This window comes from Loktanella agnita (assembly GCF_046640325.1).
Lineage (GTDB): Bacteria > Pseudomonadota > Alphaproteobacteria > Rhodobacterales > Rhodobacteraceae > Yoonia > Yoonia agnita.
In genome coordinates, this window is record NZ_JBJMBF010000007.1 from 71,230 (window position 1) to 90,627 (window position 19,398).

Annotated in this window: 24 protein-coding genes and 1 tRNA gene; 8 read left to right on the forward strand and 17 right to left on the reverse strand. The window is 56.9% G+C overall.

What is annotated here, in order from left to right; genetic code table 11:
• Window positions 1-8 precede the first annotated feature (8 nt).
• Entirely contained in the window at window positions 9-191 is a 183-nt protein-coding gene (locus ACJ5NV_RS09660) for a DUF3553 domain-containing protein (RefSeq protein WP_411643470.1), read from the reverse strand.
• Between the two features lie 29 nt (window positions 192-220).
• Between ACJ5NV_RS09660 and ACJ5NV_RS09665 the strand changes: the two genes are divergently transcribed.
• The gene (locus tag ACJ5NV_RS09665) at window positions 221-811 is read left to right on the forward strand and encodes a histidine phosphotransferase family protein (protein WP_411643471.1); all 591 of its coding nucleotides are present in this window, start codon (window positions 221-223) and stop codon (window positions 809-811) included.
• Here ACJ5NV_RS09665 and ACJ5NV_RS09670 read toward each other — a convergent pair.
• From ACJ5NV_RS09670 to ACJ5NV_RS09705, 8 genes are all read right to left on the reverse strand, one after another.
• Window positions 808-2,073 carry a glutamate-5-semialdehyde dehydrogenase gene (locus tag ACJ5NV_RS09670; protein ID WP_411643472.1) on the reverse strand — a complete coding sequence of 422 codons (1,266 nt, stop codon included), beginning with the start codon at window positions 2,071-2,073 and terminating at the stop codon, window positions 808-810. The two genes, ACJ5NV_RS09665 and ACJ5NV_RS09670, sit on opposite strands and share 4 nt — an antisense overlap.
• 9 nt (window positions 2,074-2,082) lie before the next feature.
• Complete coding sequence (proB, locus tag ACJ5NV_RS09675; protein ID WP_411643473.1) at window positions 2,083-3,189, reverse strand: glutamate 5-kinase; 1,107 nt, start codon at window positions 3,187-3,189, stop codon at window positions 2,083-2,085.
• A complete protein-coding gene (gene obgE, locus ACJ5NV_RS09680; protein ID WP_411643474.1) occupies window positions 3,177-4,223 on the reverse strand; it encodes a GTPase ObgE in 1,047 nt (348 codons plus the stop codon). Before obgE ends, proB begins: the two co-directional genes overlap by 13 nt.
• 38 nt (window positions 4,224-4,261) lie before the next feature.
• A complete protein-coding gene (locus ACJ5NV_RS09685) occupies window positions 4,262-4,762 on the reverse strand; it encodes a GNAT family N-acetyltransferase (RefSeq protein ID WP_411643475.1) in 501 nt (166 codons plus the stop codon).
• Window positions 4,755-5,267, reverse strand: coding sequence for a GNAT family N-acetyltransferase (locus tag ACJ5NV_RS09690; protein WP_411643476.1), 513 nt, complete (start codon window positions 5,265-5,267; stop codon window positions 4,755-4,757). Before ACJ5NV_RS09690 ends, ACJ5NV_RS09685 begins: the two co-directional genes overlap by 8 nt.
• Window positions 5,264-5,806 (reverse strand): GNAT family N-acetyltransferase, encoded by a 543-nt coding sequence (locus ACJ5NV_RS09695; protein ID WP_411643477.1) that lies wholly within the window; start codon window positions 5,804-5,806, stop codon window positions 5,264-5,266. Before ACJ5NV_RS09695 ends, ACJ5NV_RS09690 begins: the two co-directional genes overlap by 4 nt.
• 477 nt (window positions 5,807-6,283) lie before the next feature.
• On the reverse strand, window positions 6,284-6,553 hold the full coding sequence (gene rpmA / locus ACJ5NV_RS09700; RefSeq protein ID WP_411643478.1) for a 50S ribosomal protein L27: 270 nt from the start codon (window positions 6,551-6,553) through the stop codon (window positions 6,284-6,286).
• Window positions 6,554-6,564: 11 nt separating this feature from the next.
• Entirely contained in the window at window positions 6,565-7,221 is a 657-nt protein-coding gene (locus tag ACJ5NV_RS09705) for a 50S ribosomal protein L21 (protein ID WP_411643479.1), read from the reverse strand.
• Between the two features lie 177 nt (window positions 7,222-7,398).
• Between ACJ5NV_RS09705 and ACJ5NV_RS09710 the strand changes: the two genes are divergently transcribed.
• The gene (locus ACJ5NV_RS09710; protein WP_411643480.1) at window positions 7,399-7,746 is read left to right on the forward strand and encodes a hypothetical protein; all 348 of its coding nucleotides are present in this window, start codon (window positions 7,399-7,401) and stop codon (window positions 7,744-7,746) included.
• Between the two features lie 13 nt (window positions 7,747-7,759).
• On the opposite strand, the gene ACJ5NV_RS09715 is transcribed toward ACJ5NV_RS09710, so the two are convergent.
• Together ACJ5NV_RS09715 and ACJ5NV_RS09720 are read right to left on the reverse strand one after the other, a co-directional pair.
• Window positions 7,760-8,170, reverse strand: a complete 411-nt coding sequence (locus tag ACJ5NV_RS09715) for a hypothetical protein (protein ID WP_411643481.1) — start codon at window positions 8,168-8,170, stop codon at window positions 7,760-7,762.
• Window positions 8,171-8,236: 66 nt separating this feature from the next.
• Window positions 8,237-9,073, reverse strand: a complete 837-nt coding sequence (locus ACJ5NV_RS09720) for a hypothetical protein (protein WP_411643482.1) — start codon at window positions 9,071-9,073, stop codon at window positions 8,237-8,239.
• A gap of 150 nt (window positions 9,074-9,223) precedes the next feature.
• Here ACJ5NV_RS09720 and ACJ5NV_RS09725 point away from each other — a divergent pair.
• The 3 genes from ACJ5NV_RS09725 to ACJ5NV_RS09735 all read left to right on the forward strand — a co-directional run bounded on the left by ACJ5NV_RS09725 (window position 9,224) and on the right by ACJ5NV_RS09735 (window position 10,253).
• Window positions 9,224-9,313: transfer RNA gene (locus ACJ5NV_RS09725), tRNA-Ser, on the forward strand.
• 137 nt (window positions 9,314-9,450) lie between these two features.
• Window positions 9,451-9,909 (forward strand): hypothetical protein, encoded by a 459-nt coding sequence (locus tag ACJ5NV_RS09730; protein WP_411643483.1) that lies wholly within the window; start codon window positions 9,451-9,453, stop codon window positions 9,907-9,909.
• 80 nt (window positions 9,910-9,989) lie between these two features.
• On the forward strand, window positions 9,990-10,253 hold the full coding sequence (locus tag ACJ5NV_RS09735) for a hypothetical protein (protein ID WP_411643484.1): 264 nt from the start codon (window positions 9,990-9,992) through the stop codon (window positions 10,251-10,253).
• Between the two features lie 406 nt (window positions 10,254-10,659).
• Here ACJ5NV_RS09735 and ACJ5NV_RS09740 read toward each other — a convergent pair whose 3' ends face one another.
• Window positions 10,660-11,136, reverse strand: coding sequence for an Lrp/AsnC family transcriptional regulator (locus ACJ5NV_RS09740; RefSeq protein WP_411643485.1), 477 nt, complete (start codon window positions 11,134-11,136; stop codon window positions 10,660-10,662).
• Between the two features lie 168 nt (window positions 11,137-11,304).
• Between ACJ5NV_RS09740 and ACJ5NV_RS09745 the strand changes: the two genes are divergently transcribed.
• Entirely contained in the window at window positions 11,305-11,796 is a 492-nt protein-coding gene (locus ACJ5NV_RS09745) for a DUF3291 domain-containing protein (protein ID WP_411643486.1), read from the forward strand.
• A 360-nt stretch (window positions 11,797-12,156) separates the two neighbouring features.
• On the opposite strand, the gene ACJ5NV_RS09750 is transcribed toward ACJ5NV_RS09745, so the two are convergent.
• The gene (locus tag ACJ5NV_RS09750; protein WP_411643487.1) at window positions 12,157-13,281 is read right to left on the reverse strand and encodes a hypothetical protein; all 1,125 of its coding nucleotides are present in this window, start codon (window positions 13,279-13,281) and stop codon (window positions 12,157-12,159) included.
• Between the two features lie 809 nt (window positions 13,282-14,090).
• Between ACJ5NV_RS09750 and ACJ5NV_RS09755 the strand changes: the two genes are divergently transcribed.
• Both ACJ5NV_RS09755 and ACJ5NV_RS09760 read left to right on the forward strand, forming a co-directional pair.
• On the forward strand, window positions 14,091-14,651 hold the full coding sequence (locus ACJ5NV_RS09755; RefSeq protein ID WP_411643488.1) for a lipid-binding SYLF domain-containing protein: 561 nt from the start codon (window positions 14,091-14,093) through the stop codon (window positions 14,649-14,651).
• A gap of 96 nt (window positions 14,652-14,747) precedes the next feature.
• Complete coding sequence (locus ACJ5NV_RS09760; RefSeq protein WP_411643489.1) at window positions 14,748-15,359, forward strand: nucleotidyltransferase family protein; 612 nt, start codon at window positions 14,748-14,750, stop codon at window positions 15,357-15,359.
• Between the two features lie 71 nt (window positions 15,360-15,430).
• Here the strand turns inward: ACJ5NV_RS09760 and ACJ5NV_RS09765 are convergent, their stop codons facing one another.
• The 4 genes from ACJ5NV_RS09765 to pgl all read right to left on the reverse strand — a co-directional run bounded on the left by ACJ5NV_RS09765 (window position 15,431) and on the right by pgl (window position 19,366).
• Entirely contained in the window at window positions 15,431-16,231 is an 801-nt protein-coding gene (locus ACJ5NV_RS09765; protein ID WP_411643490.1) for a Hint domain-containing protein, read from the reverse strand.
• A 344-nt stretch (window positions 16,232-16,575) separates the two neighbouring features.
• Window positions 16,576-17,034, reverse strand: coding sequence for a prepilin peptidase (locus ACJ5NV_RS09770; protein ID WP_411643491.1), 459 nt, complete (start codon window positions 17,032-17,034; stop codon window positions 16,576-16,578).
• 55 nt (window positions 17,035-17,089) lie between these two features.
• Complete coding sequence (gene pgi / locus ACJ5NV_RS09775; RefSeq protein ID WP_411643492.1) at window positions 17,090-18,691, reverse strand: glucose-6-phosphate isomerase; 1,602 nt, start codon at window positions 18,689-18,691, stop codon at window positions 17,090-17,092.
• Window positions 18,692-18,694: 3 nt separating this feature from the next.
• Window positions 18,695-19,366: a 6-phosphogluconolactonase gene (gene pgl / locus ACJ5NV_RS09780; RefSeq protein ID WP_411643493.1), complete on the reverse strand. Its 672-nt coding sequence runs from the start codon at window positions 19,364-19,366 to the stop codon at window positions 18,695-18,697.
• Between the last annotated feature and the right edge of the window lie 32 nt (window positions 19,367-19,398).

A 19,398-nucleotide genomic window follows, 5' to 3' on the forward strand; every position in this document is an offset into this window, starting at 1 on the left:
TTGCGTTGCTATTCTGCGTCGACCAGAAGGAGCATGACTTGGGACCCGTCAATGACCACCTTGCCCTGTTCGCGAAAGTTTACTGTGATTTTACCACCAATATTTGACTGCACCTGCCCGGTGCCCCATGCGGGGCAATCGGGATGGCGGACCAGAATTCCCGGCTCTAGGATCGCGTTCATATCAGACATTTCATTTTCCCCTTTACGGAGGTCACACCATGCGACCTGATCTTGCGTTCCTTGTCGGATCGCGCATCTGTCACGATCTTATCAGCCCGATTGGCGCCATCAGCAATGGTGTTGAACTTTTGTCCCTGACCGACGGCGACACCGGCGCAGAGATGGAGCTGATCAATCAAAGCGTCCAGAATGCCAATGCCCGCATCCGCTATTTCCGCATCGCCTTTGGTGCGGCGGGCCCGCAGCAACCGATTGGCCGGTCAGAGGTTCTTTCGATCCTGACGGCCATCGCCAAGGGTGGGCGCTTTACCTATTACTGGCAAATCGAGGGCGACCAAGAGCGTCGCTTGGTGCGCTGTGCCTTGCTGATCCTGCAATGCTTTGAAACCGCCCTGCCGCTGGGCGGCGATTTGCAGATCAACGCTGACGGCGATGCCTGGGTGCTGACCGCCGAAGGCCCCCGGATCACCATCAATGACGATCTTTGGGGCAGCGTGAAACGTCCCGGCAATGATTTTGCCCATAGTGCCGCTCAGGTGCAATTTGCGCTATTGCCCGATGTGATCGCAGAAGCAGGGCGCACCCTGCATCTGGATATCACGTCTGACCGGATCACAGCTCGGTTTTAGTCCCGCACCGCCCCGTTGCCGGTGACCAGATATTTGAAACTGGTCAGCTGTTCTGCCCCCACGGGCCCACGGGCGTGCAGTTTTCCGGTCGCGATCCCGATCTCTGCCCCCATGCCAAACTCGCCCCCATCCGCAAACTGGGTGGAGGCGTTGCGCATCAGGATCGCGCTGTCGAGTTGCGCAAAGAAATGCGCCGCGGCCTGATCATCAGCGGTGACGATCGCGTCGGTGTGGTTGGACCCGTAGCTTCGGATATGGTTAATCGCCGCATCCACCCCATCCACAAGCTTTGCAGCACAGATCATGTCAAGAAATTCATGGCCGAAATCATCCGGCTGCGCCTTGACCGTACCCGGCACCTTGGCCAGATCGCCATCTGCGCGCACCTCGACCCCGGCTTGCAATAGTGCCTCGACCAGCATCGGGCCGTGCTGGGTATAAAAGCGCCAGTCAATCAGTAGGCATTCCATCGCGCCGCAAATCCCGGTGCGCCGGGTCTTGGCGTTCAGCACGATTTCAAGGGCCATCGCAGGATCAGCCGTCGCCCCCACATAGATATGGCAAATGCCTTCGAGATGGGCAAAGACCGGCACGCGGGCTTCACGTTGCACCAATCCCACCAGCCCTTTGCCGCCACGCGGCACGATCACGTCGATATGGTCAGTCGCCTGCAACATCGCGGTGACGGCAGCGCGGTCGCGGGTGGGGACAAGCTGGATCGCCTCGGGCGGCAGTCCCGCCTGTTTTAGCCCTGTTTGCAAACACTTATGGATCGCAGTTGCGGAATGAAAGCTTTCTGATCCACCACGCAAAATCACCGCATTGCCCGATTGCAGACACAGTGCGCCGGCATCCGCCGTCACATTGGGGCGGCTTTCGTAGATCACACCGATCACACCGATAGGGGTACGCACACGCCGGATGTTCAGGCCGGTGGGCATATCCCATTCGGTGATCACTGCGCCCACAGGATCATGCTGGGCAGCGACATTACGCAGCCCTTCGGCCATGGCGCGCACGCGGGGTTCATCCAGGATCAGCCGGTCCATCATCGCGGGGCTAAGCCCCTTTTCTTCGGCGAACACCTGATCTTCAGCGTTGGCGTCGATGATCGCGGAGCGGTTTTCCCAGATCGCATCGGCAGCCCCGATCAGGGCGGCATATTTGCGTTCGGACCCGGCCGTGGCCAGTGTCGCGGCAGCGGCGCGGGCGTTGGCGCCAATCTGCGCCATCATTGGCCCAATTGTATCGTGATCGTTCATGTTGTTCCCCTAAAGCACCATATCGTCGCGATGAACCAATGCCGCGCGGCCTTCATAGCCCAGAATGGCGGCAATGTCTGTACTGTGGTGGCCGATGATCTGGCGGGTTTCGGCGCTGGTATAGCGGATCAGACCCTGCCCCAGTTGCGCACCATCCGGCCCGGTAATGGCGACCAGATCACCCCGGCCAAAGGTCCCGGTGATCGCGCGCACCCCGGCGGGCAACAGGCTTTTGCCACGGGTCAGGGCAGCGCATGCGCCGTCATCCAATGTCAGCGTGCCGCGCGGTTTCATCGCCGCAATCCAGCGTTTGCGCGCCTGTTGCGGATCAGTTTGCGCGGTAAACCACGTGGTGCGCGCGCCGTCTTCCAACGCCGCCAGCGGGTTGGCCCCAGTGCCAAGCGCGATGGCCATGGCACAGCCGCCATCGGTCGCGATCCGTGCGGCCATCAATTTCGTGACCATGCCGCCCTTTGACAAGGCCGATCCGACATCGCCCGCCATCGCCGCGATTTCTGGCGTGATTTTATCAATGATCGGAAGGTGTTGCGCGTCGCTATCAACGCGCGGATTGGCAGTATAAAGCCCGTCCACATCGGAGAGCAACACCAGTTGGTCCGCCCCGATTGTGACCGCGACTTGGGCCGCCAGCCGGTCATTATCGCCATAGCGGATTTCATCGGTCGCAATCGTGTCGTTTTCATTCACGATGGGCGTGACGCCCAGCGACAGCAGCGTTTCCATTGTGGCGCGGCTGTTCAGATAGCGCCGCCGGTCCTGAGAGTCTTCAAGCGTGACAAGCACTTGTCCGGTGACAATGCCATGGGGGGCGAGCGCTTCTTCATAGGCCCGTGCAAGGCGAATTTGACCCACGGCTGCCGCCGCTTGCGATTGCTCCAGCGCAAGCGCTGTGCGCGGCAACCCCAGCACCCCGCGCCCCAGCGCAATCGAGCCAGAGGACACAAGGGTCACATCCGTGTCCCGCGCCCTGATCCGCGCCACATCAGCCGCCAGCGAGGTCAGCCAGTCCTGTCGCAATGCGCCTGTGTCGGCGTCAACCAGTAAGGCCGAGCCGATTTTGACGACAAGCCGTTTCGCGTCGCTCAGGGCTGCCATTGCGTGTCTTCTTCTGCGTCCTCCGCTGCTTTGCGTTGGCGCAGCCGGTTATCGTCGATCTTTGCGCGCAGTGCCCGCAGCACGTCCGGGATGCCTTCACGGCTGACCCCTGACATCAGCATGACAGGACCATCACAGACGGCTTCGATCTCTTCCTTCAGGAACGCGCGCTCTTCATCATCCAGCGCGTCGATTTTGTTGAGCACGGTGATACGCGGTTTTTCGGCAAGCGCGCCGCCGTACGCTTCGAGTTCTTCGATAATCGTCGTGTAGTCACCCGCCGGATCACCGGAGGTGCCGTCAATCAGATGCAGCAGCACGGCGCAGCGTTCCACGTGGCCAAGGAAGGTATCGCCCAGCCCCCGCCCTTCGGACGCGCCGGCGATCAGGCCGGGAATGTCGGCGACGACGAATTCGACCTCGTCAATGCCGACCACCCCCAGATTGGGGATCAGCGTGGTGAACGGGTAATCGGCGACCTTGGGGCGCGCATTCGATGTGGCGGCAAGGAACGTCGATTTTCCCGCGTTCGGCATCCCCAGCAGACCCACATCGGCGATCAGTTTCAGCCGCAGCCAGATCGTGCGTTCAATCGCCTCTTGCCCTGGGTTTGAGCGGCGCGGTGCCTGATTGGTGGCGGTTTTAAAGCGCAGATTGCCCCAACCGCCATTGCCACCTTTGGCGATGATGATCTTTTGGCCAACTTCGGTCAGATCAGCGATGACGGTTTCTTCGTCCTCATCCAGAATTTCAGTTCCTACAGGCACGCGCAGCACCTTGTCGTCACCATCCTTGCCGGTGCGCTGGCTACCCATGCCGTGTTGACCGTTCTGCGCAAAGAAATGCTGCTGGTAGCGGAAATCAATGAGGGTGTTCAGCCCTTCAACCGCCTCGACCACCACATCGCCGCCTTTGCCGCCGTCACCGCCATCGGGGCCGCCATATTCGATGAATTTCTCGCGCCGGAACGACACACAGCCGCCGCCACCGCCACCGGACCGGATATAGACCTTCGCAAGATCGAGGAATTTCATAGCTTTTGGCTTTCTGGCTGTTTGACGGCTGCGATAGCTTAATCTGCCTGCACTCTCAAGCTATCCCGGTCACGGCGGGTCAGGCGCCAGTAATGCGTGATGACAGGATAACCCCGCGCTTTGCTACGCTCATAGCCTGTGCGCCAATGGCGAAAGCCAAGTTTACCCAGCAGATGGGCCGAACCGGGATTATCGCCCCAAGTGGAGGCATTGATTTCTGCGCAGCCATCTTTGTCGAATGCGTGATCGCACGCATGACGGGCCGCGCGCGAGACGATCCCGCGCCCGTGAAAATCCGGGTGCAACACATAGCCAATTTCCGCATTGGTGACGCCGACCATCCCGATCACCCGGTCGTTTTGGCAGATCCCCCAAACAAACCCATTCCCTGCAAACGCTTTGCAGCGGCTTTTGGTAAAGGCGGGATCAGCGGGCCACGGCCAGCCGCCTAACTGCCGGACAACCGACCAATGCGACATGATTTCATGCAGGTCATTCAGATCGTCTGGGACAATATTGCGATAGGTGATTTCAGTCATTTGGGCGCGCATCCCAATCGGCGCGGGTCAGTTCCATACGCCGTGCCGGCATATCTGCGCCGCTCGCCAGGCAAGGCAGCATGTGATCGCCAACATCGCGAAAACCCAGCTTTGTCAGAACGTTACAGGATGCTGTGTTGCCCACCATATAGCTAGACCGTAGAATTTTTGTGTCACTCGTCGTGAAGTGGTGGGCGATGACGGCCTGCCCGGCCTCTGTCGCGATGCCCTGCCCCCAAGCCTGCTGCGCCAACCAATAACCAAAGGTATCCAGACCGATCATGCCGCGAAAGCTGTCATCCTGCCAGATCGCCCAAGCGTTCACCCGCCCTTGCGCGACTTCGCCAATGAACCAGTCTGCGTCCGACACGGCATAGGGATATGGGACGCTGCTGAGCCATTTGCTGATCGCGAAATTATTCAACGATGCGGCAATGACAGCGGCATCCTGCGCGATGGGTGCGTGCAGGGTTAACCGTGGCGTCCGCAAGTCCGGGACAGTCATTTTTCCGTTTTGAGCGTGTATGTCCATGTTGGCACCGTCGCAGCGCGGGCGACCGAGAATGCCTCTGCATCGCCCAGATAATCAAAGCCGCAATTCGTCAGAACACGGGCCGAACCGGGGTTGTCCTGAAACACCTCGGCGAAAATGCGATCCGCCTTATGCGGGTTGGCCGCGATCAGGGCGCCCACGGCTTCGGTCGCAAAACCGGTGTTCCAGAAGGCAGGCGCAATCCAAAAGAAGATTTCGGACTGGTCACGTTCAATCCATTCGAGGCTGATCAGCCCCAAGGCTTCGGCATGGCCATGGCCTGACCCGTCAATGACCCAGATATCTTCGACCCGACCAGATTGGCTGGCGCGTTCGATCATCGCCTCGACCGTGCCGGGCGGGAGCGGATGCGGGATCGCGCGGGTGCCACGTGCCACACGGTCATCAGCCGCATACATCGCAATCAGACCAGCATCTGACTTGCGGCATGGGCGCATGATAAACCGATCTGCGGTGATCGTGTCCTGCACTGTGATATCCTCGTGTCTCATCGCTTCCCTCCTCGAAACGTGCCCATCTGCTGTCGGGTACTTTCATTCACTATTTAAAACGCATCGCCTTCTTAAGAAGGGTCCTGCGCGAACATAATATGTGGGCACTGTGGCCGTTGCCTGTGTGCGGGCGCTATGCCGCCAAGGCGCATGCTGTTGTTATTGCTGGGCCATAACCGGACCCATAAGGCACAATCTTATCAACCACATCCGCAAGGCTAAAATGTGACAATGAGCGGCGAAGCTTCGCCACTTGCGGACCAGATAAGGGCCATTTCGCCGGCCAGATATTGCCAGCCTGCACGGCATGGTGCCTGATCCGAGATCCTTACAAATCGTTGTCATTGTCTTCATCCAGTCTATCGCTTTGTACTGACGCCCCGAATATGGGGATGGCGGACCGGGCTCTTTTAAAAAATAAAAAGGGGACCGGCCTGAAAGCCGATCCCCAAAAATGTCAGTGCCTGGGTTCTCGGCTTATTCTGCTGCCTCGGCGAGCGGGAGCACAGAAATAAAGGTGCGCCCCTTCAGGCCTTTGTGGAATTGTACATTCCCTTCGACAGTTGCAAAAATCGTATGATCCTTGCCCATGCCGACGCCCATGCCCGGCCACATCTTGGTGCCGCGCTGACGCATGATGATATTGCCGGGAATCACAACTTCGCCGCCGAATTTTTTCACGCCAAGGCGACGACCAGCTGAGTCGCGCCCGTTACGGGATGAACCGCCTGCTTTTTTATGTGCCATTTGGTCTCTCCTTAGCCTTTAGTCAGTTCTTGGGCCTGTGCGATCCAGCCTTCACGCTCGATCCGGCCTTTGAAAGACAGTTTCTCGTCCATATCAGCAACGTCCGCATCGGTCCATGCTGCGATCTGGGCGAATGTCGTCACGCCAGCTTCGTGCAGCTTTTTCTCGAGCGCGGGGCCAACACCTGACAGTTGTTTCAGGTCATCGCCGCCTTCAGCCTTTTTCGGGGCTGCTTTTGGTGCGGCAGCTTTGGGGGCTGCGTCTGCTTTCTTCGGGGCGGCTTTCTTTGCCGCAGGCTTTGCAGCCGGGGTGGCGACAACGCCAGCGCCGGATACAGCCGCCATTACGCCGGATTTATCCGCACCTTTTTCAAGGATGTCGGCAATCCGCACCAGCGTCAATTGCTGGCGATGACCCTTCTTGCGCTGCGAGCCGTGCTTCCGGCGACGCTTGACGAAGTTGATGGTCTTTTCGCCTTTGATCTGGTCGATCACTTCGGCTTGCACGCCAGCGCCTTCGACCAAAGGTGCACCCACAGTGGAGCCGACCATCAGAATCTCGTTGAATTGAACTTTGTCGCCAGCATTTGCTGCCAGCTTTTCGACGCGCAGAACGTCACCGGATGTGACCTTATACTGCTTGCCGCCGGTTTTGAGAACCGCAAACATATGTTTTTCCTTCGTTTTCCGCGTCTCTGAGGCCCCGGATGAACCGGCGTTTGGTACCTGTGGACTGCGCGCCCGCTGGGCGTAATTTCGCAATAGTCCCAGCAAAACCCTTGCTGAGATGGCGGCTTATGTGACCAATGGCCCTGTAAGTCAAGCCAAAAGAAGGTGGAAAACCCCATGCGCAGTACCCTGATCGCCCTCATCCTGCTGACCGCCTGCACGCAGGAGCCCAGCCATATCGGCAATCCGCTGATGCTGCCGGTCAGCGGCGTATCCACAGCCATCGGCAATGCTGTTTATAACAAGCGGCGTGGGCAAGTGGAACTGATCGTGAAAGCGAATTTCGACGGCATCCGCAATGATATCCGCGCAGGCGGTGGCCCGATCCTGACCAAGGCAATGAATGCGGCCCGCATTCCCGCGGATGAGCGGCCAGCGCGCATCACCCAGTTGCAGGGTGATATGGGGCTTTATGCAGGCAACCCCGGCGCACTGGTCACGGCCTTGATGGTCTATGGGGGCTAGCCGCCCCCTGCCCTTACAGCAGCAGAACGGAATCCCGCGCGGCGACTAGGTTCCAGAACGCCCGCGATTTGGCCACATCATCGGCCAACGCCTGCGGCATCCCACGCGCGATCATGCGCTGGTACAATGTTTCGGGATAGCCCGGCGTGATCGAGGGCACGCTGACCATAGGATTGATATCTGCCGGACGCGCCCGCGCTTCTTCGGGGCAATTAGCGGTCATACTGCCCTTCGCACTTTGTCCGTCCTGCGCAAGCTTTTGTTCAGCCGCAAAATAGATCGCGCATTCCGCCAGAACGAGCGTTTCCTGGCGTGGATCATCCAGCGGCAATGCGGGATCGGCACCGATGGCAGGGGCCTGATCACAGGCTGCAATTAGACTGGTGCAAAACACCGTGCTCAGAACTGTTCGGGCAAGGGACACTGCATTTTCCTTCGTTGTGATCTTTTGCGCGCAGCATACGCCGATCAGATCGAAAGCCAACCCGTCCTATAGCTCTTGACTGACCATGAAACGTGACGAGGCCAGCCCAAGCGCCCGCGAGAGATCGTCGAACATATCGTTGAACGATGTGAACAGCGCATCATTCAAGTCCTGCCCTGCGTCGGTTTTGGAAAAAGCAGTGTAGATTTCAAGGTCATCATCCGAAAGCGGCTGATAGGCCATCAGCAGGAACGCATAGATCCATTCAGTCGTGCTGACCCTGATCTGCCCCTCCTGCCCCCAAACCTGCTGCAACGCCGTTTCAGAGGTCACGCCCCCTTGCATCGCACCACCGTCAAGCATCCCCATAAAGAATGCATAATTGGAATTGAGCGCCCCGACGACATTGGATTCAATCAGATCATTCGCCTCTACCAGATCGCGGACCAGTTGAAAGCGCGGGGTCTCATCCACCATCGCCACGGCGGCTGCCTCTTTGCTGGCCGCATCGGTGGCATCATCCAGCAGGGCCCGGCGCGCGGCGACCTCGAGTGTAATGACCGTTTGGCCGGGCGCGGAGGTGAAGAAATCCAGCATCGTGTCGATATCATCGCCCTCCAGCCCCGCACCAAAAGTTGCGCGGACGGTCTCTGTCATCCTGTCGACATCGTAAATATCCGACACCACCGCCGACCAGCGCCGGGGCGGCTGCCCGCCAAACAGGTCCTCCGCCATGGCATCACCATAAACGAGCCCCTCTTCACGCATGATCTGTAACATTTCAGGCAGCGCGAGCGCGGTGAACAGCGCGTCCAGTTTTTCGTTTTCACTTTGCTGCGCCAGAACAGGTGCCGCAAACAGGCTGAGTGAGAACGCCACTAAAGTGGCAGCAAGACGGCGCATGGGGGCATTCCTTGTCTGGGTCATGGGCCAAGCGTAGGGACGACGCACCACTTTTCCAAGACCTTGCGGCGGGATGCAGTATTTGAGCGGATTTCCGGATTACCCCTTGCAGCGTACCATGTCTCGCACTAGGACAGCGCCACCCCCCGCGGAGAGGTGCCGGAGTGGTCGAACGGGGCGGTCTCGAAAACCGTTGTGGGTGCAAGCCCACCCAGGGTTCGAATCCCTGTCTCTCCGCCATACGCCTTGATATCATTTGATAAATTCCCCGCTAGGGATTTCTATTGCCGATGTAGTGACAGTTTTCGCGCGGTGGTTTCAGGGTGCCCGCATGCATGCCGGCCCGTTATGATCGCAAAAACGTGATAGGGACAGACATGGCAACACGCGACGAACTCTATGCAAAATTCGGGATAACCGCCGAAGCCGCGCAGCTTTTCGAAACAGAATTGGGAACGCTGTTGCTTTCGGTTAGCGCGATAGAAAACGGCTGGCATGTGAAGCCCGACCGGGTGAACGCCCGAAAGGCACTTGACCAAATCGAAGCACATACGCTTGGACGGTTGCTTGGTGTTCTTAAGGACAAAGTTTCTTTCGATGAACATTTAGCGGAACGTTTTGCTTCGGCCCTGAAGGCGCGGAACCGCCTAAACCACGGCTTCTATGAACGGCACAACTTCAAGATACAGACCGACGAAGGCCGCGACGCTATGATTGCCGACTTGGAAGAACTTCACGAAGAACTTTTTCAGGTTTGGCGCATCGCTTCGGGCCTAACTGCGGCAATGGCCGAACTTGTGACGAAGCTTCGAAGCGACACCTCAATAGATCACTAAGCCATTGGCTCGCACCTCGACATGTTCCCCTTTTGTGCTACTATGAAGTAATGATTCTACTAATTTAGGGACCGATAAGAATGGCTATATTCTCCGTTACATACGACTTGATTAAGAATAAGGACTACGCTGCACTCATTGGTGCACTTGAAGACCTTGATACGGTGAAAGTTCAGCTTTCGCAGTGGTTACTTTCGGCGGATAATACCACGATGGAAGTTAAGGATCACTTGGCCCAATATGTTGACGACGACGACAAGCTAATGGTTATCGAGTTTTCGAAACGTCCACAGTTTACAAAAGCGATCAAAGGGACGAAAGATTGGCTAAACAAGCACTTTTGAATTGCGATAAAAAAAGCCCCGGCGCTTCGCAGCAAACGGGGTAGTTGGTCCCAAATTGGCCCTTGGGATTTCAGAAACAGCTTTCAGGCATGCCCACAATCAAGCGGTCGGTGTCGAGATCAACGCCCGCAGAAACAGCCGCTTGGCGCAAGGTCTGGCCGTCTGCGACACTCACCACCCGACTGGCCGGGAAAAGCGGTTGTACCCACAAGATATCTCACTGTCTGCAGAGGCTTTGATCTATTAAGAAAGAAACCTAAGTCCAAGGAATATTCCTCAGAGCACTCAATAGCAGCACAACATGTTCCAAAGATCACAGATGACCGCTCTGGCCGGGTGCTTTAAACGGACATTGCCATAAAAAAGAACGTTCGCGCGCAAATGGCTTCAGTCGACAGCCCTTTGTTTAACTTGCCGAAACCGGCCAGCCTTCAAAAGGTTTGATTTCTTTCAGCACAAAGTTACTGCTCATCGCCTTTATGCCTGGCAGCCGCCGAATTTGTGTCATCGAAAATTCCGCATATTCGTCAAGGTTTCGACAAACCACTTGAAGCAAAAAATCCGCGCCTCCACCAACCGAAAAGCAACTGACCACTTGAGGAAAGGACGCAACTGCCTTTTCAAAAGCTGCGGCCTCTGCTTCCGAATGCGTGTCGATCTGAACCAGAACAAATACGAGGACACCCAATCCAAGCCTATTTCTGTCAATGGTCGCGCGATACCCTTGAATGAACCCATTGTCTTCAAGCCGACGGGTGCGTCGCCAGCAAGGCGAGGTCGACATACCCGTTCGTTCAGCAATTTCCGAATTGCTCAACTTGCCGTCGGACTGGAGGGCATCCAAAATCCTCCGATCGGCGGCGTCCAGGTCTTGAACAGTCATAGACACGATGCATCCCCTCTCAGAAATTTCTTACCTCTCATAAAGAAATATAGAAATACTTGCACCATCTTTCACCCAAAAGTCAGATAAAACCGCAAAGAAAAACCTTCTGATGCGAATTAATCTACCGACACAGAGACAACCATATTTCCGAAATTTGAGGCAACCATGAAGACGTTCGAAAAACCAAATCCGGACTGGCAGCTTGCAGAGGTTAACATCGCTTGTTTGAAAAAACCTGCGGGCGACCCGCTCGTTGCGCCATTTGTTGATGCCATCGACAAGGTAAACGCTATCGCGGATCGGATGGACGGTTTTGTATGGCGGTACACAGATGCCTCAGGAAATGCGACGGACACAAGCGTCGACGTCGATGAACGTATCATTTTCAATACGTCGATCTGGCAAGATTTACCCAGTCTTGAAAGATTTGTCTGGGGTACAGTCCACATGAGCTTCTTCAGGCGCAGAAAAGAGTGGTTTAACGTGATGGAGAAGATGCATTTCGCCATGTGGTGGGTTCCGCAAGGGACAACAATTACACCACAGGACGCGATGGAGCGTCTTGCGTATTTCAATAATAATGGCGCAACCGAAAGAGCGTTTGATTGGGCACATGCACCTGACATCGGGCGCTGGAAAAACAATGACAGCCGCTGACTTTTAGCCGGAACATTCCGCATCCCGCGGCAGCGAACACAAGAGGCTCAAATGATACCTCTGCCCCCTATGCCACCTCGCACAAACACCCCAGCAATCGCGCCTGAACCAAACCTGCCCCCAGCGACGCCCTTCCCGATGGGCCGGAACCAACATGGCTGCGCGACGACATCAACGGTGACGCTCTGGAAACTGTGCAAGATGAATAAGCGCCGCGACACAATAAGTCGCAAACGGGCGCTTTGCGGGACGAAGTGAGATTTCGCTGCGGATACGCCAAGGGCGGCTTTTAATTCGCTGACGTGATGGAGGGCATCATATTCTCGCGCTAGCAATAGCTACTATCAGTTAGAAAAACTCTCATTGATAAGCGATACCTTGATATGCATGGTGGCTTTCAAAACCTGTAATTTCTGCGGCCTTAAGCGCTTGCATCAATGGGCCAGCGCAGATGTATCGGGGATGACCTGTATTGGGCAGTGTTTCATTCCAGAACACACAATCACCCGTCATGCTTGCATTGACGACCATACCACCGCTGTTCATCGTGAGTGTCATTGTCCCGTTTGAATGCAATCCCACACGCATCCCAGATGATTGTTCTAGGGCATAAGGCCGAAGGATTTTTGCTGTCAGTATAGAATATGTGTTTGGAGCAACAGAGGTTTGGCCCGCCTCATCAGCAACACAATTGATATCAACGAATGTACAGTCACGGGCGGCATGGGCCTCAAATACGGCTCTGGCCCGTGCGGAAACGATCAACAGCCGCTCCATTTCCCACACATCTGGAAGAGTTTCATTCGTTGGTACGCGTATTTCTACGGGGGTATCAGACGTACCCGTTCGATCAGGGTTCCGCACAACGCCGCCAAAATGCTGTGCCGTCATCGTCAGAACGTGCCAACTGTCACCCGTTTCAACCGAAACGTCTTTCGCAATAGCAGGTGCACGGGGTGCAATAGTGCCTGTGTCATTGGATTCGATCAGATTGACCTTGTAACACGGTCCAAAACCCGTGATCTTTTCAGCGACAATACCATCCATGATGTCGTCGGAACAGTAGGTAAAACCGACCGAGGCAGCATTGCACGGCGGGGCACGGTGGTGCATGGCACCACTCCAGAATTGAAGCCCTTCCACAGACTGCCGATATGCATAAAGCTGCGGCGCTCCCTCGCTTGGGTCCTTGTCCCAAGTCACGTGGCTATTATAGACCCATAGCAGGTTGGACCGATCCTCTAAGATAACATCGGCGAATTGCTGAAACACCATTAAATACCAGTTGCCCGCGCACTGCCTGCCGGGCGCGAACTCCAAATTAACCTTTTGAAATCGGACTGCGTTTTCGGCGCGATGCATCACAAGATCATAGACACGTTGTGAAACAAACCAGCTATTGTTGGGGCCAACCAAAGCATCGGGCAATGGCCCATCGAAATCTCGGTCACGTTTCCCGTCGGGGTCCTGCGCAATAACTGTCATCACTTGAGGAAGGACAATTTCCGCGGACACTGTTGCCGGGTTTCGTGTCAGCGGAAGGTATCTATCCGTGACAGGCGGGCCTGCGAGGTCCCCCTTGTTGAAAGCTTGATAGGCGTCGATGTTGGGCCATTTGCTTGAAAGCCCCAAAGCGACAGAAACCCTGTGCTGCCCATTAGTTTGCGGGGCAAGGATCAGCCAAGTCAAATGTAAGCTCTGAGTATAAAGGTTTTCATATTCTTATCATTCACTTGGGCTCATCCTTCAACATCTTCTAGTTTTAATCTTCCGAATAATAACCATTGAGCGCAATGCCGAACTTCGGAAGAAAGGGCCCAAACCAGACCTCTGACCACCACTTACGCCTGCTCGCACAGCACCCCAGCAGTTGCGATCTGAAACACACCGGCCCCCAACCACATCTTCCACGGACCGGCCACAATCAACCGGACTGCGCGACGGCATCAACGGCGTCGCAGTGCTGTGTGCAACAATAGTCGCGTCGCATTTCGACAGCGATATCCCTCTCACCGTATTTACGACGGAAGCAGACACATGATCGCACGGTGGCTTAACTGCGCATCTGGGCCGAGTGTGGTCCGACGCTTGTCCGACGCAAATCCGATAGGTTTCCGACCGGGCCATCACCCATAAAAACATGCGTTAACCATTGATTCGCCACGCAACGGCCGTTTGGACCGTACGGTGGGGGGCGGGCAACGCCCAAAGCGCGTGACAGGATCGGCCATTATGCCTATAATCTGCGACATAAGAGACGATAAACGTCTCGTCACAGGTATAAGGCGGATCAGATGAAGAGCAGCATTTCACGGCGCGGCTTCGCGCTTGGCGTATTTTCTTCGACAACATTGGCAGCATGCGGCAACGGGATCGGGGGTCCGGGCGCGGCGACCATCGACGCGCGGGTCGATAGCACGTTGAATTTTATGTATGAAAACTACACCGGCACCCGCGATCTGAGCGAGCGCGCCGCAGGTATGCTGGTCATGCCATTGGTGACAGAGGTCGGGTTGGGCCTCGGCGGCTCTTACGGGCGGGGCGCATTGCGGATCGGACAGTCGACCGTCGATTACTATTCTGCCGCCTCTGGCAGCGCGGGTCTGCAAATCGGTGCACAGCAATACAGCCATGTGCTGTTTTTCATGACACAATCGGCCCTGTTGGAATTCCGGCAATCCCCCGGCTGGGCCGCCGGTGCCGATGTGGAATATGCCGTCAGCGACCAAGGCCAGATGCTGCGCGCGGAAACCACAACTTCGCTCTCACCCGTCATCGCTGTCGTCTTCGCGCAGACCGGGCTACGGCTGGGTGCCACACTGGAAGGCACAAAATATACGCGGATCATTCCGTAAGCATTGCGACGAAAATATCGCGGTGAGACCGGGTGACCGGTCCCCGCCACACCAGCTTGCGGAACCTCCACGACAACCCCAGACGGTGCAGAGCAGATGATCCCAATCCTGATCCTTGCGGCCGGTTCGTCCAGCCGGATGCGCGGTAAGGACAAGCTGCTGGAAAAGCTGAACAATCAGCCCGTGTTGCGGCGTCAGGCGCAGCGCGCCATCGCCACGGGCGCGCAAGTATTTATCGCCTTGCCCGACGCAGATCATCCGCGCGCAGCGGTCATTACTGACCTTGACGTGACCCCGCTGATCACGCCTGACGCGACCGAGGGCATGTCTGGCACCATGCGCAACGCCATTGCCCAATTGCCCCCCTGCCCGGCATTTATGATCCTGCTTGCCGATCTGGTCGCACTTGATACGGCGGACCTGCGGACCGTGCTACATGCCCATGACACGCACCCTGATCATCTGATCTGGCGGGGTACAACCGAAGACGGCCAGCCCGGCCACCCGATCATTTTCGACAGCAGCCTGCGACCTGCATTTGCAAAACTGACCGGTGACAGTGGCGGCGCGGCAATCGTGAAAGCGCAGCCAGCGCAGACCCGGCTTGTAAGGCTGCCCGGGCAGCGCGCCTTGCTTGACCTTGATACGCCCGAAGATTGGGCGGACTGGCGTGCGTCTATAGCATTTAACGAAATACCTGAGACATGAGCTATCTGCTAACGCCTTGAAATCTATGATTTCAGGCGGCGTTCGCTGATTCAGGCTTTTCGCATAACACTTTAACTAAGCACCAGAGACGTTTCGCTCCGCTTCAACGTCTTGCGGGCCGCGCGATAGTTCTTGCGCCCTTCTTTCGTCGCAAGTTCGGGGAATAGCTTGAACAGCTCGCCGCGTTGCACATTATCAACGCCCTGCAACGAATAATCCCCGGGTTGAAAGGATTCAGTCCAAGCGCCGTTTGACAGAACAACCTCATGATTTTCGCACATGAAATGGATATAGGTGACATTGGGCACACGGATGGTCGCCACGCCCTTCATCTTGGTCATGTCCTTGGCCGTAATCAGGACTTCGCTTTCCTCAAAATAAAGCTGCGCCATCTCAGACACACGCAGGACGCGGTGGTTAGGCGAGACGAGCATGTCGTGTTCCGGCAGACCGTGCCCCAATGCACCGGCCCGGATCAGCACAGGGCATAGCCCCGGCAAGACGTCCAGATCGCCCGCACTCATCCTGCGGGATCCGGCCCAGGTGATCGTCTGAATGCCATTGTCGCGGGTCAGCACCCGATCGCCGGGCCCCAGTGTTTCGACCGGGACTTCGCCCTGCGGGGTCGCGATTCTGACGCCCGGTGTAAAACAAGGGATGATTTTCTCAATATCCCGAAAGGTCGCGCTGTGGCCGTTGCGATAGGTAACGATATCCGGGTCGTAGCTGACCGCGCTGACATCTGCGCCCGTCAGGTCGAGCACGTCAATCTCTGCCACATGTGTAGGCAAGTCGTGCACAGGCGCATCGCAATCCGACGTTTTGCGGCTGCCTGTATTCACGTCTGATTTATCGTTCTCAGAGACTGACATCAGATGATGTCCTCGCGTTGATAAGACCTGTTACAAATAGCTGACGAAAAATTCGTCACAACTCGCCAAATACGGCCCCACCCATACCCGCGTCGTATACTTCAGCTTGAAAGAAGGAAAAGCTGGCCGGTTTTCGTGGCGTATTTATACCACCTGAAACCTTAACCAATCGACCCACTCTCACCACCTACCTTTGGTTTGGGCAATACATCTCTGTCTTGCAACATAAATCCAGCGTTTTTTACTAAAAGGTGATATTTACGCAAGGGAATGAGACAATCTGAAGGGGTCTCCGTCGCTTTGGCAGCGTAGGTGGGTCAAGACCCACCTTACGACACGCAATGTCACAAATAGAAGAACACGGCCAATGCTGTGGCGAAAATTGGCAGGCTCATCGGCATGATGTTCTTTGCCAGAACATGCCATTTGCTCTCCTCGGATCCGATCAAGTTGCGCAAAAAGAGCACCAGAACCACGCCGACAAACAGCGATGCGATAAAGACAACCAGTGCCATCACAGCCTTGGACAGCGGAATGAACAACGCAAGCCCGGTCATCAGTTTGACGGCTCCTGCCCCAAACCCCGCAAAGGCGAACAACAGCAGCCCGCCGATGAACACCCCCGCCGCCAGCGCCATTTGCCAAGCAAGCGCAGACCGGTCTTCGGCCATCGCCGCGACGATGATGAACAGCAAAAATGGCAGTAAAGTCAGCCAGTTCGGGATTTTCCCCGTCCGCAGTTCAAGCACAAAGGCGACAAACAGCACGGCGCACAGCGCATAGGGAATATACTCTAGGATCATCCGGATATATCTTTCTCAACCGCCCCCGGCGGCCCTTATGACAGATGGTCGCGGCTCAGGATACCCCGTTCTGTTGCAGATAGCCGACCAGTGCGGCAGTTGAGCCATCCTTGCCGTCTGTCCCCTCGTGCCCTTCCACAACGGGCTGCAATGCGGTGGCCAATTCCTTGCCCAGTTCCACGCCCCATTGATCATAGGAATTGATCCCCAGCACCACACCTTCAACAAAAACGCGGTGTTCATAAAGCGCGATGATCTGCCCCAGCATAAAGGGGTCAAGCTGCGGATAGGCAATCGTGACCGACGGGCGATTGCCAGGAAACACGCGATGTTTCGCCTGCCGCTCCAGCTCTGCACCGCTGAACTTGTCGGCGATCTTGACCCGCGCTTCGTCCAGCGTGCGGCCACGCATCAGCGCCTCTGACTGGGCAAGGCAATTGGCCACAAGCAGTTGGTGCTGATGATGCAGATCATCCTCATGCCCACGCGCGGCGACCAGAAACTCGCATGGGATCACGCGGGTGCCTTGGTGGATCAACTGATAAAATGCGTGCTGGCCGTTTGTCCCCGGCTCCCCCCAGACAACCGGCCCGGACTGCACATCCAGACCGGCACCATCCATGCACACGCCCTTGCCGTTGCTCTCCATCTCCAACTGCTGAAGATAGGCCGGCAAGCGGCTGAGAAGGTTATCATAAGGCAGCACGGCACGGGTCGCATAACCGCAAACCTGATTGTGCCAGATGCCCACCAGCGCCAGCAGCGCAGGCAGGTTTTCATCCCATTTGGCATTGCGGAAATGCGTATCCATCGCCTGACCGCCACGCAGAAACGCGCGAAAGGCCTGCGGGCCAATGGCGATCATCAGCGACAGGCCAATCGGCCCCCAGAGCGAATAGCGACCGCCCACCCAGTCTTCGAAACCAAAGACACGGGACGTGTCGATCCCGAAATCCGCGGTCTTGTCCTGCGCAGTGGACAGCGCCGCAAACTGCGCGCCGGTGTCTGTCACCGTGTCGCCCATCCATGCCTGCGCCGTGCGGGCATTGGTCATCGTCTCAATCGTTGTAAAGGTCTTAGAGGCCACGATCACCAGCGTTGTCGCCGGATCACATTGGCGCAGCACGCCCGCAATATCCGCCGGGTCCACATTGCTCACGAAATGGCAGCGCGGGCCATCATGATACGGTGCAAGCGCCTTTACCGCCATGGCTGGGCCCAGATCAGAGCCGCCAATGCCTATGTTCACCACATCGGTGATTTTGCCGCCCTGCCCGGCGAATGTGCCGTCGCGCACAGCATCGGCAAAACCTTCCATACGGGACAATGTGTCCAGCACGCCGGGCATTACATCGCGCTGCTCGACCAGCACCGGATCGCCGTCGAGGTTGCGCAGCGCCGTATGCAGCACCGCGCGGCCTTCGGTTTCATTGATCGCCTGCCCTGCAAACATCTGATCGCGCTTGGCCGCGACCTCGGCCACATTCAGCAGATCAAACAACAGCGCGCGGCCTTCTGCATCAATATTGGTCTTGGCGTAGTCGAACAGCATGTCACCCGCCTGGGCCGAAAAATCGGCGGCGCGATCTGCGTCCAGCATCGTTTCGAACCGGCGGTCCGCCACTTTCGCGTGATGCGCTTTCAGCTTGCCCCACATAGCTTAGCTCTCCGCCCAATGTACCGTGGTGCCGGGCAGGATCGCTGCCACAGGCGCCTCTTGCGGTGTCAAATGCCGCGCCCGTTCCAGCGCCGCGCGCTTTTCGCCGCCGACAATCACCAGATGCCGGCTCATCGCATCGCGAAGCACTTTGGCAGACAATGTGATACGCGGCTCTGGCGCGCCCGGTGCGCGCATCGCCAACAGCGTGTCATCACCATTCAACGCGCGGTCCAGCTGATCGGCCCCCGGAAAGATCGAGGCCGTGTGCATATCCGCCCCCATCCCCAAAAGCATAACAGAAACAGGTAGTTCCGGGGTCAACGTCTTTGACAATGCGCCCAGCTTCTCTTCTGGCTCCCGCGCGTCAGCGTAAAGTGGCACATAGACCGCCTCTGCCGCCTTGTTGACCAGCAGCCGTTCTTTCAGCAGGCGCGTGTTCGACCGGTCAGAGCTTTCAGGCACCCAGCGTTCATCGGTCAGCATCACATGCACGCGCGACCAATCAAGATCCACATCGCAAAGCTGATCGAAAATCGGCCCCGGCGTTGTTCCGCCCGGCACCGCAAAGGACGCATGATCATGCGTCAGCAGGCAGTTCTTCAGTTCACTTGCCAGCGTGTCGGCAAGGTCCATCATCATCATCTCGGAATCCGGATACTCGACTATCTTCATCGCCAGCCCTCTATTGTGTTGTCGTTATCTGT

Bases quoted from the DNA above. Each gene is read 5' to 3' on its own strand.
- ACJ5NV_RS09760 (WP_411643489.1), top strand. From the start codon at position 14,748: ATGATCCCAATCCTGATCCTTGCGGCCGGTTCGTCCAGCCGGATGCGC.
- ACJ5NV_RS09770 (WP_411643491.1), bottom strand. From the start codon at position 17,034: ATGATCCTAGAGTATATTCCCTATGCGCTGTGCGCCGTGCTGTTTGTC.
- ACJ5NV_RS09690 (WP_411643476.1), bottom strand. From the start codon at position 5,267: ATGACTGTCCCGGACTTGCGGACGCCACGGTTAACCCTGCACGCACCC.
- pgl (WP_411643493.1), bottom strand. From the start codon at position 19,366: ATGAAGATAGTCGAGTATCCGGATTCCGAGATGATGATGATGGACCTT.
- proB (WP_411643473.1), bottom strand. From the start codon at position 3,189: ATGGCAGCCCTGAGCGACGCGAAACGGCTTGTCGTCAAAATCGGCTCG.
- ACJ5NV_RS09720 (WP_411643482.1), bottom strand. From the start codon at position 9,073: ATGCGCCGTCTTGCTGCCACTTTAGTGGCGTTCTCACTCAGCCTGTTT.
- ACJ5NV_RS09765 (WP_411643490.1), bottom strand. From the start codon at position 16,231: ATGTCAGTCTCTGAGAACGATAAATCAGACGTGAATACAGGCAGCCGC.
- ACJ5NV_RS09660 (WP_411643470.1), bottom strand. From the start codon at position 191: ATGTCTGATATGAACGCGATCCTAGAGCCGGGAATTCTGGTCCGCCAT.
- ACJ5NV_RS09745 (WP_411643486.1), top strand. From the start codon at position 11,305: ATGAAGACGTTCGAAAAACCAAATCCGGACTGGCAGCTTGCAGAGGTT.
- obgE (WP_411643474.1), bottom strand. From the start codon at position 4,223: ATGAAATTCCTCGATCTTGCGAAGGTCTATATCCGGTCCGGTGGCGGT.
- ACJ5NV_RS09750 (WP_411643487.1), bottom strand. From the start codon at position 13,281: ATGACAGTTATTGCGCAGGACCCCGACGGGAAACGTGACCGAGATTTC.
- ACJ5NV_RS09665 (WP_411643471.1), top strand. From the start codon at position 221: ATGCGACCTGATCTTGCGTTCCTTGTCGGATCGCGCATCTGTCACGAT.
- ACJ5NV_RS09685 (WP_411643475.1), bottom strand. From the start codon at position 4,762: ATGACTGAAATCACCTATCGCAATATTGTCCCAGACGATCTGAATGAC.
- ACJ5NV_RS09695 (WP_411643477.1), bottom strand. From the start codon at position 5,806: ATGAGACACGAGGATATCACAGTGCAGGACACGATCACCGCAGATCGG.
- ACJ5NV_RS09670 (WP_411643472.1), bottom strand. From the start codon at position 2,073: ATGAACGATCACGATACAATTGGGCCAATGATGGCGCAGATTGGCGCC.
- ACJ5NV_RS09705 (WP_411643479.1), bottom strand. From the start codon at position 7,221: ATGTTTGCGGTTCTCAAAACCGGCGGCAAGCAGTATAAGGTCACATCC.
- ACJ5NV_RS09755 (WP_411643488.1), top strand. From the start codon at position 14,091: ATGAAGAGCAGCATTTCACGGCGCGGCTTCGCGCTTGGCGTATTTTCT.
- ACJ5NV_RS09740 (WP_411643485.1), bottom strand. From the start codon at position 11,136: ATGACTGTTCAAGACCTGGACGCCGCCGATCGGAGGATTTTGGATGCC.
- pgi (WP_411643492.1), bottom strand. From the start codon at position 18,691: ATGTGGGGCAAGCTGAAAGCGCATCACGCGAAAGTGGCGGACCGCCGG.
- ACJ5NV_RS09730 (WP_411643483.1), top strand. From the start codon at position 9,451: ATGGCAACACGCGACGAACTCTATGCAAAATTCGGGATAACCGCCGAA.
- rpmA (WP_411643478.1), bottom strand. From the start codon at position 6,553: ATGGCACATAAAAAAGCAGGCGGTTCATCCCGTAACGGGCGCGACTCA.
- ACJ5NV_RS09710 (WP_411643480.1), top strand. From the start codon at position 7,399: ATGCGCAGTACCCTGATCGCCCTCATCCTGCTGACCGCCTGCACGCAG.
- ACJ5NV_RS09735 (WP_411643484.1), top strand. From the start codon at position 9,990: ATGGCTATATTCTCCGTTACATACGACTTGATTAAGAATAAGGACTAC.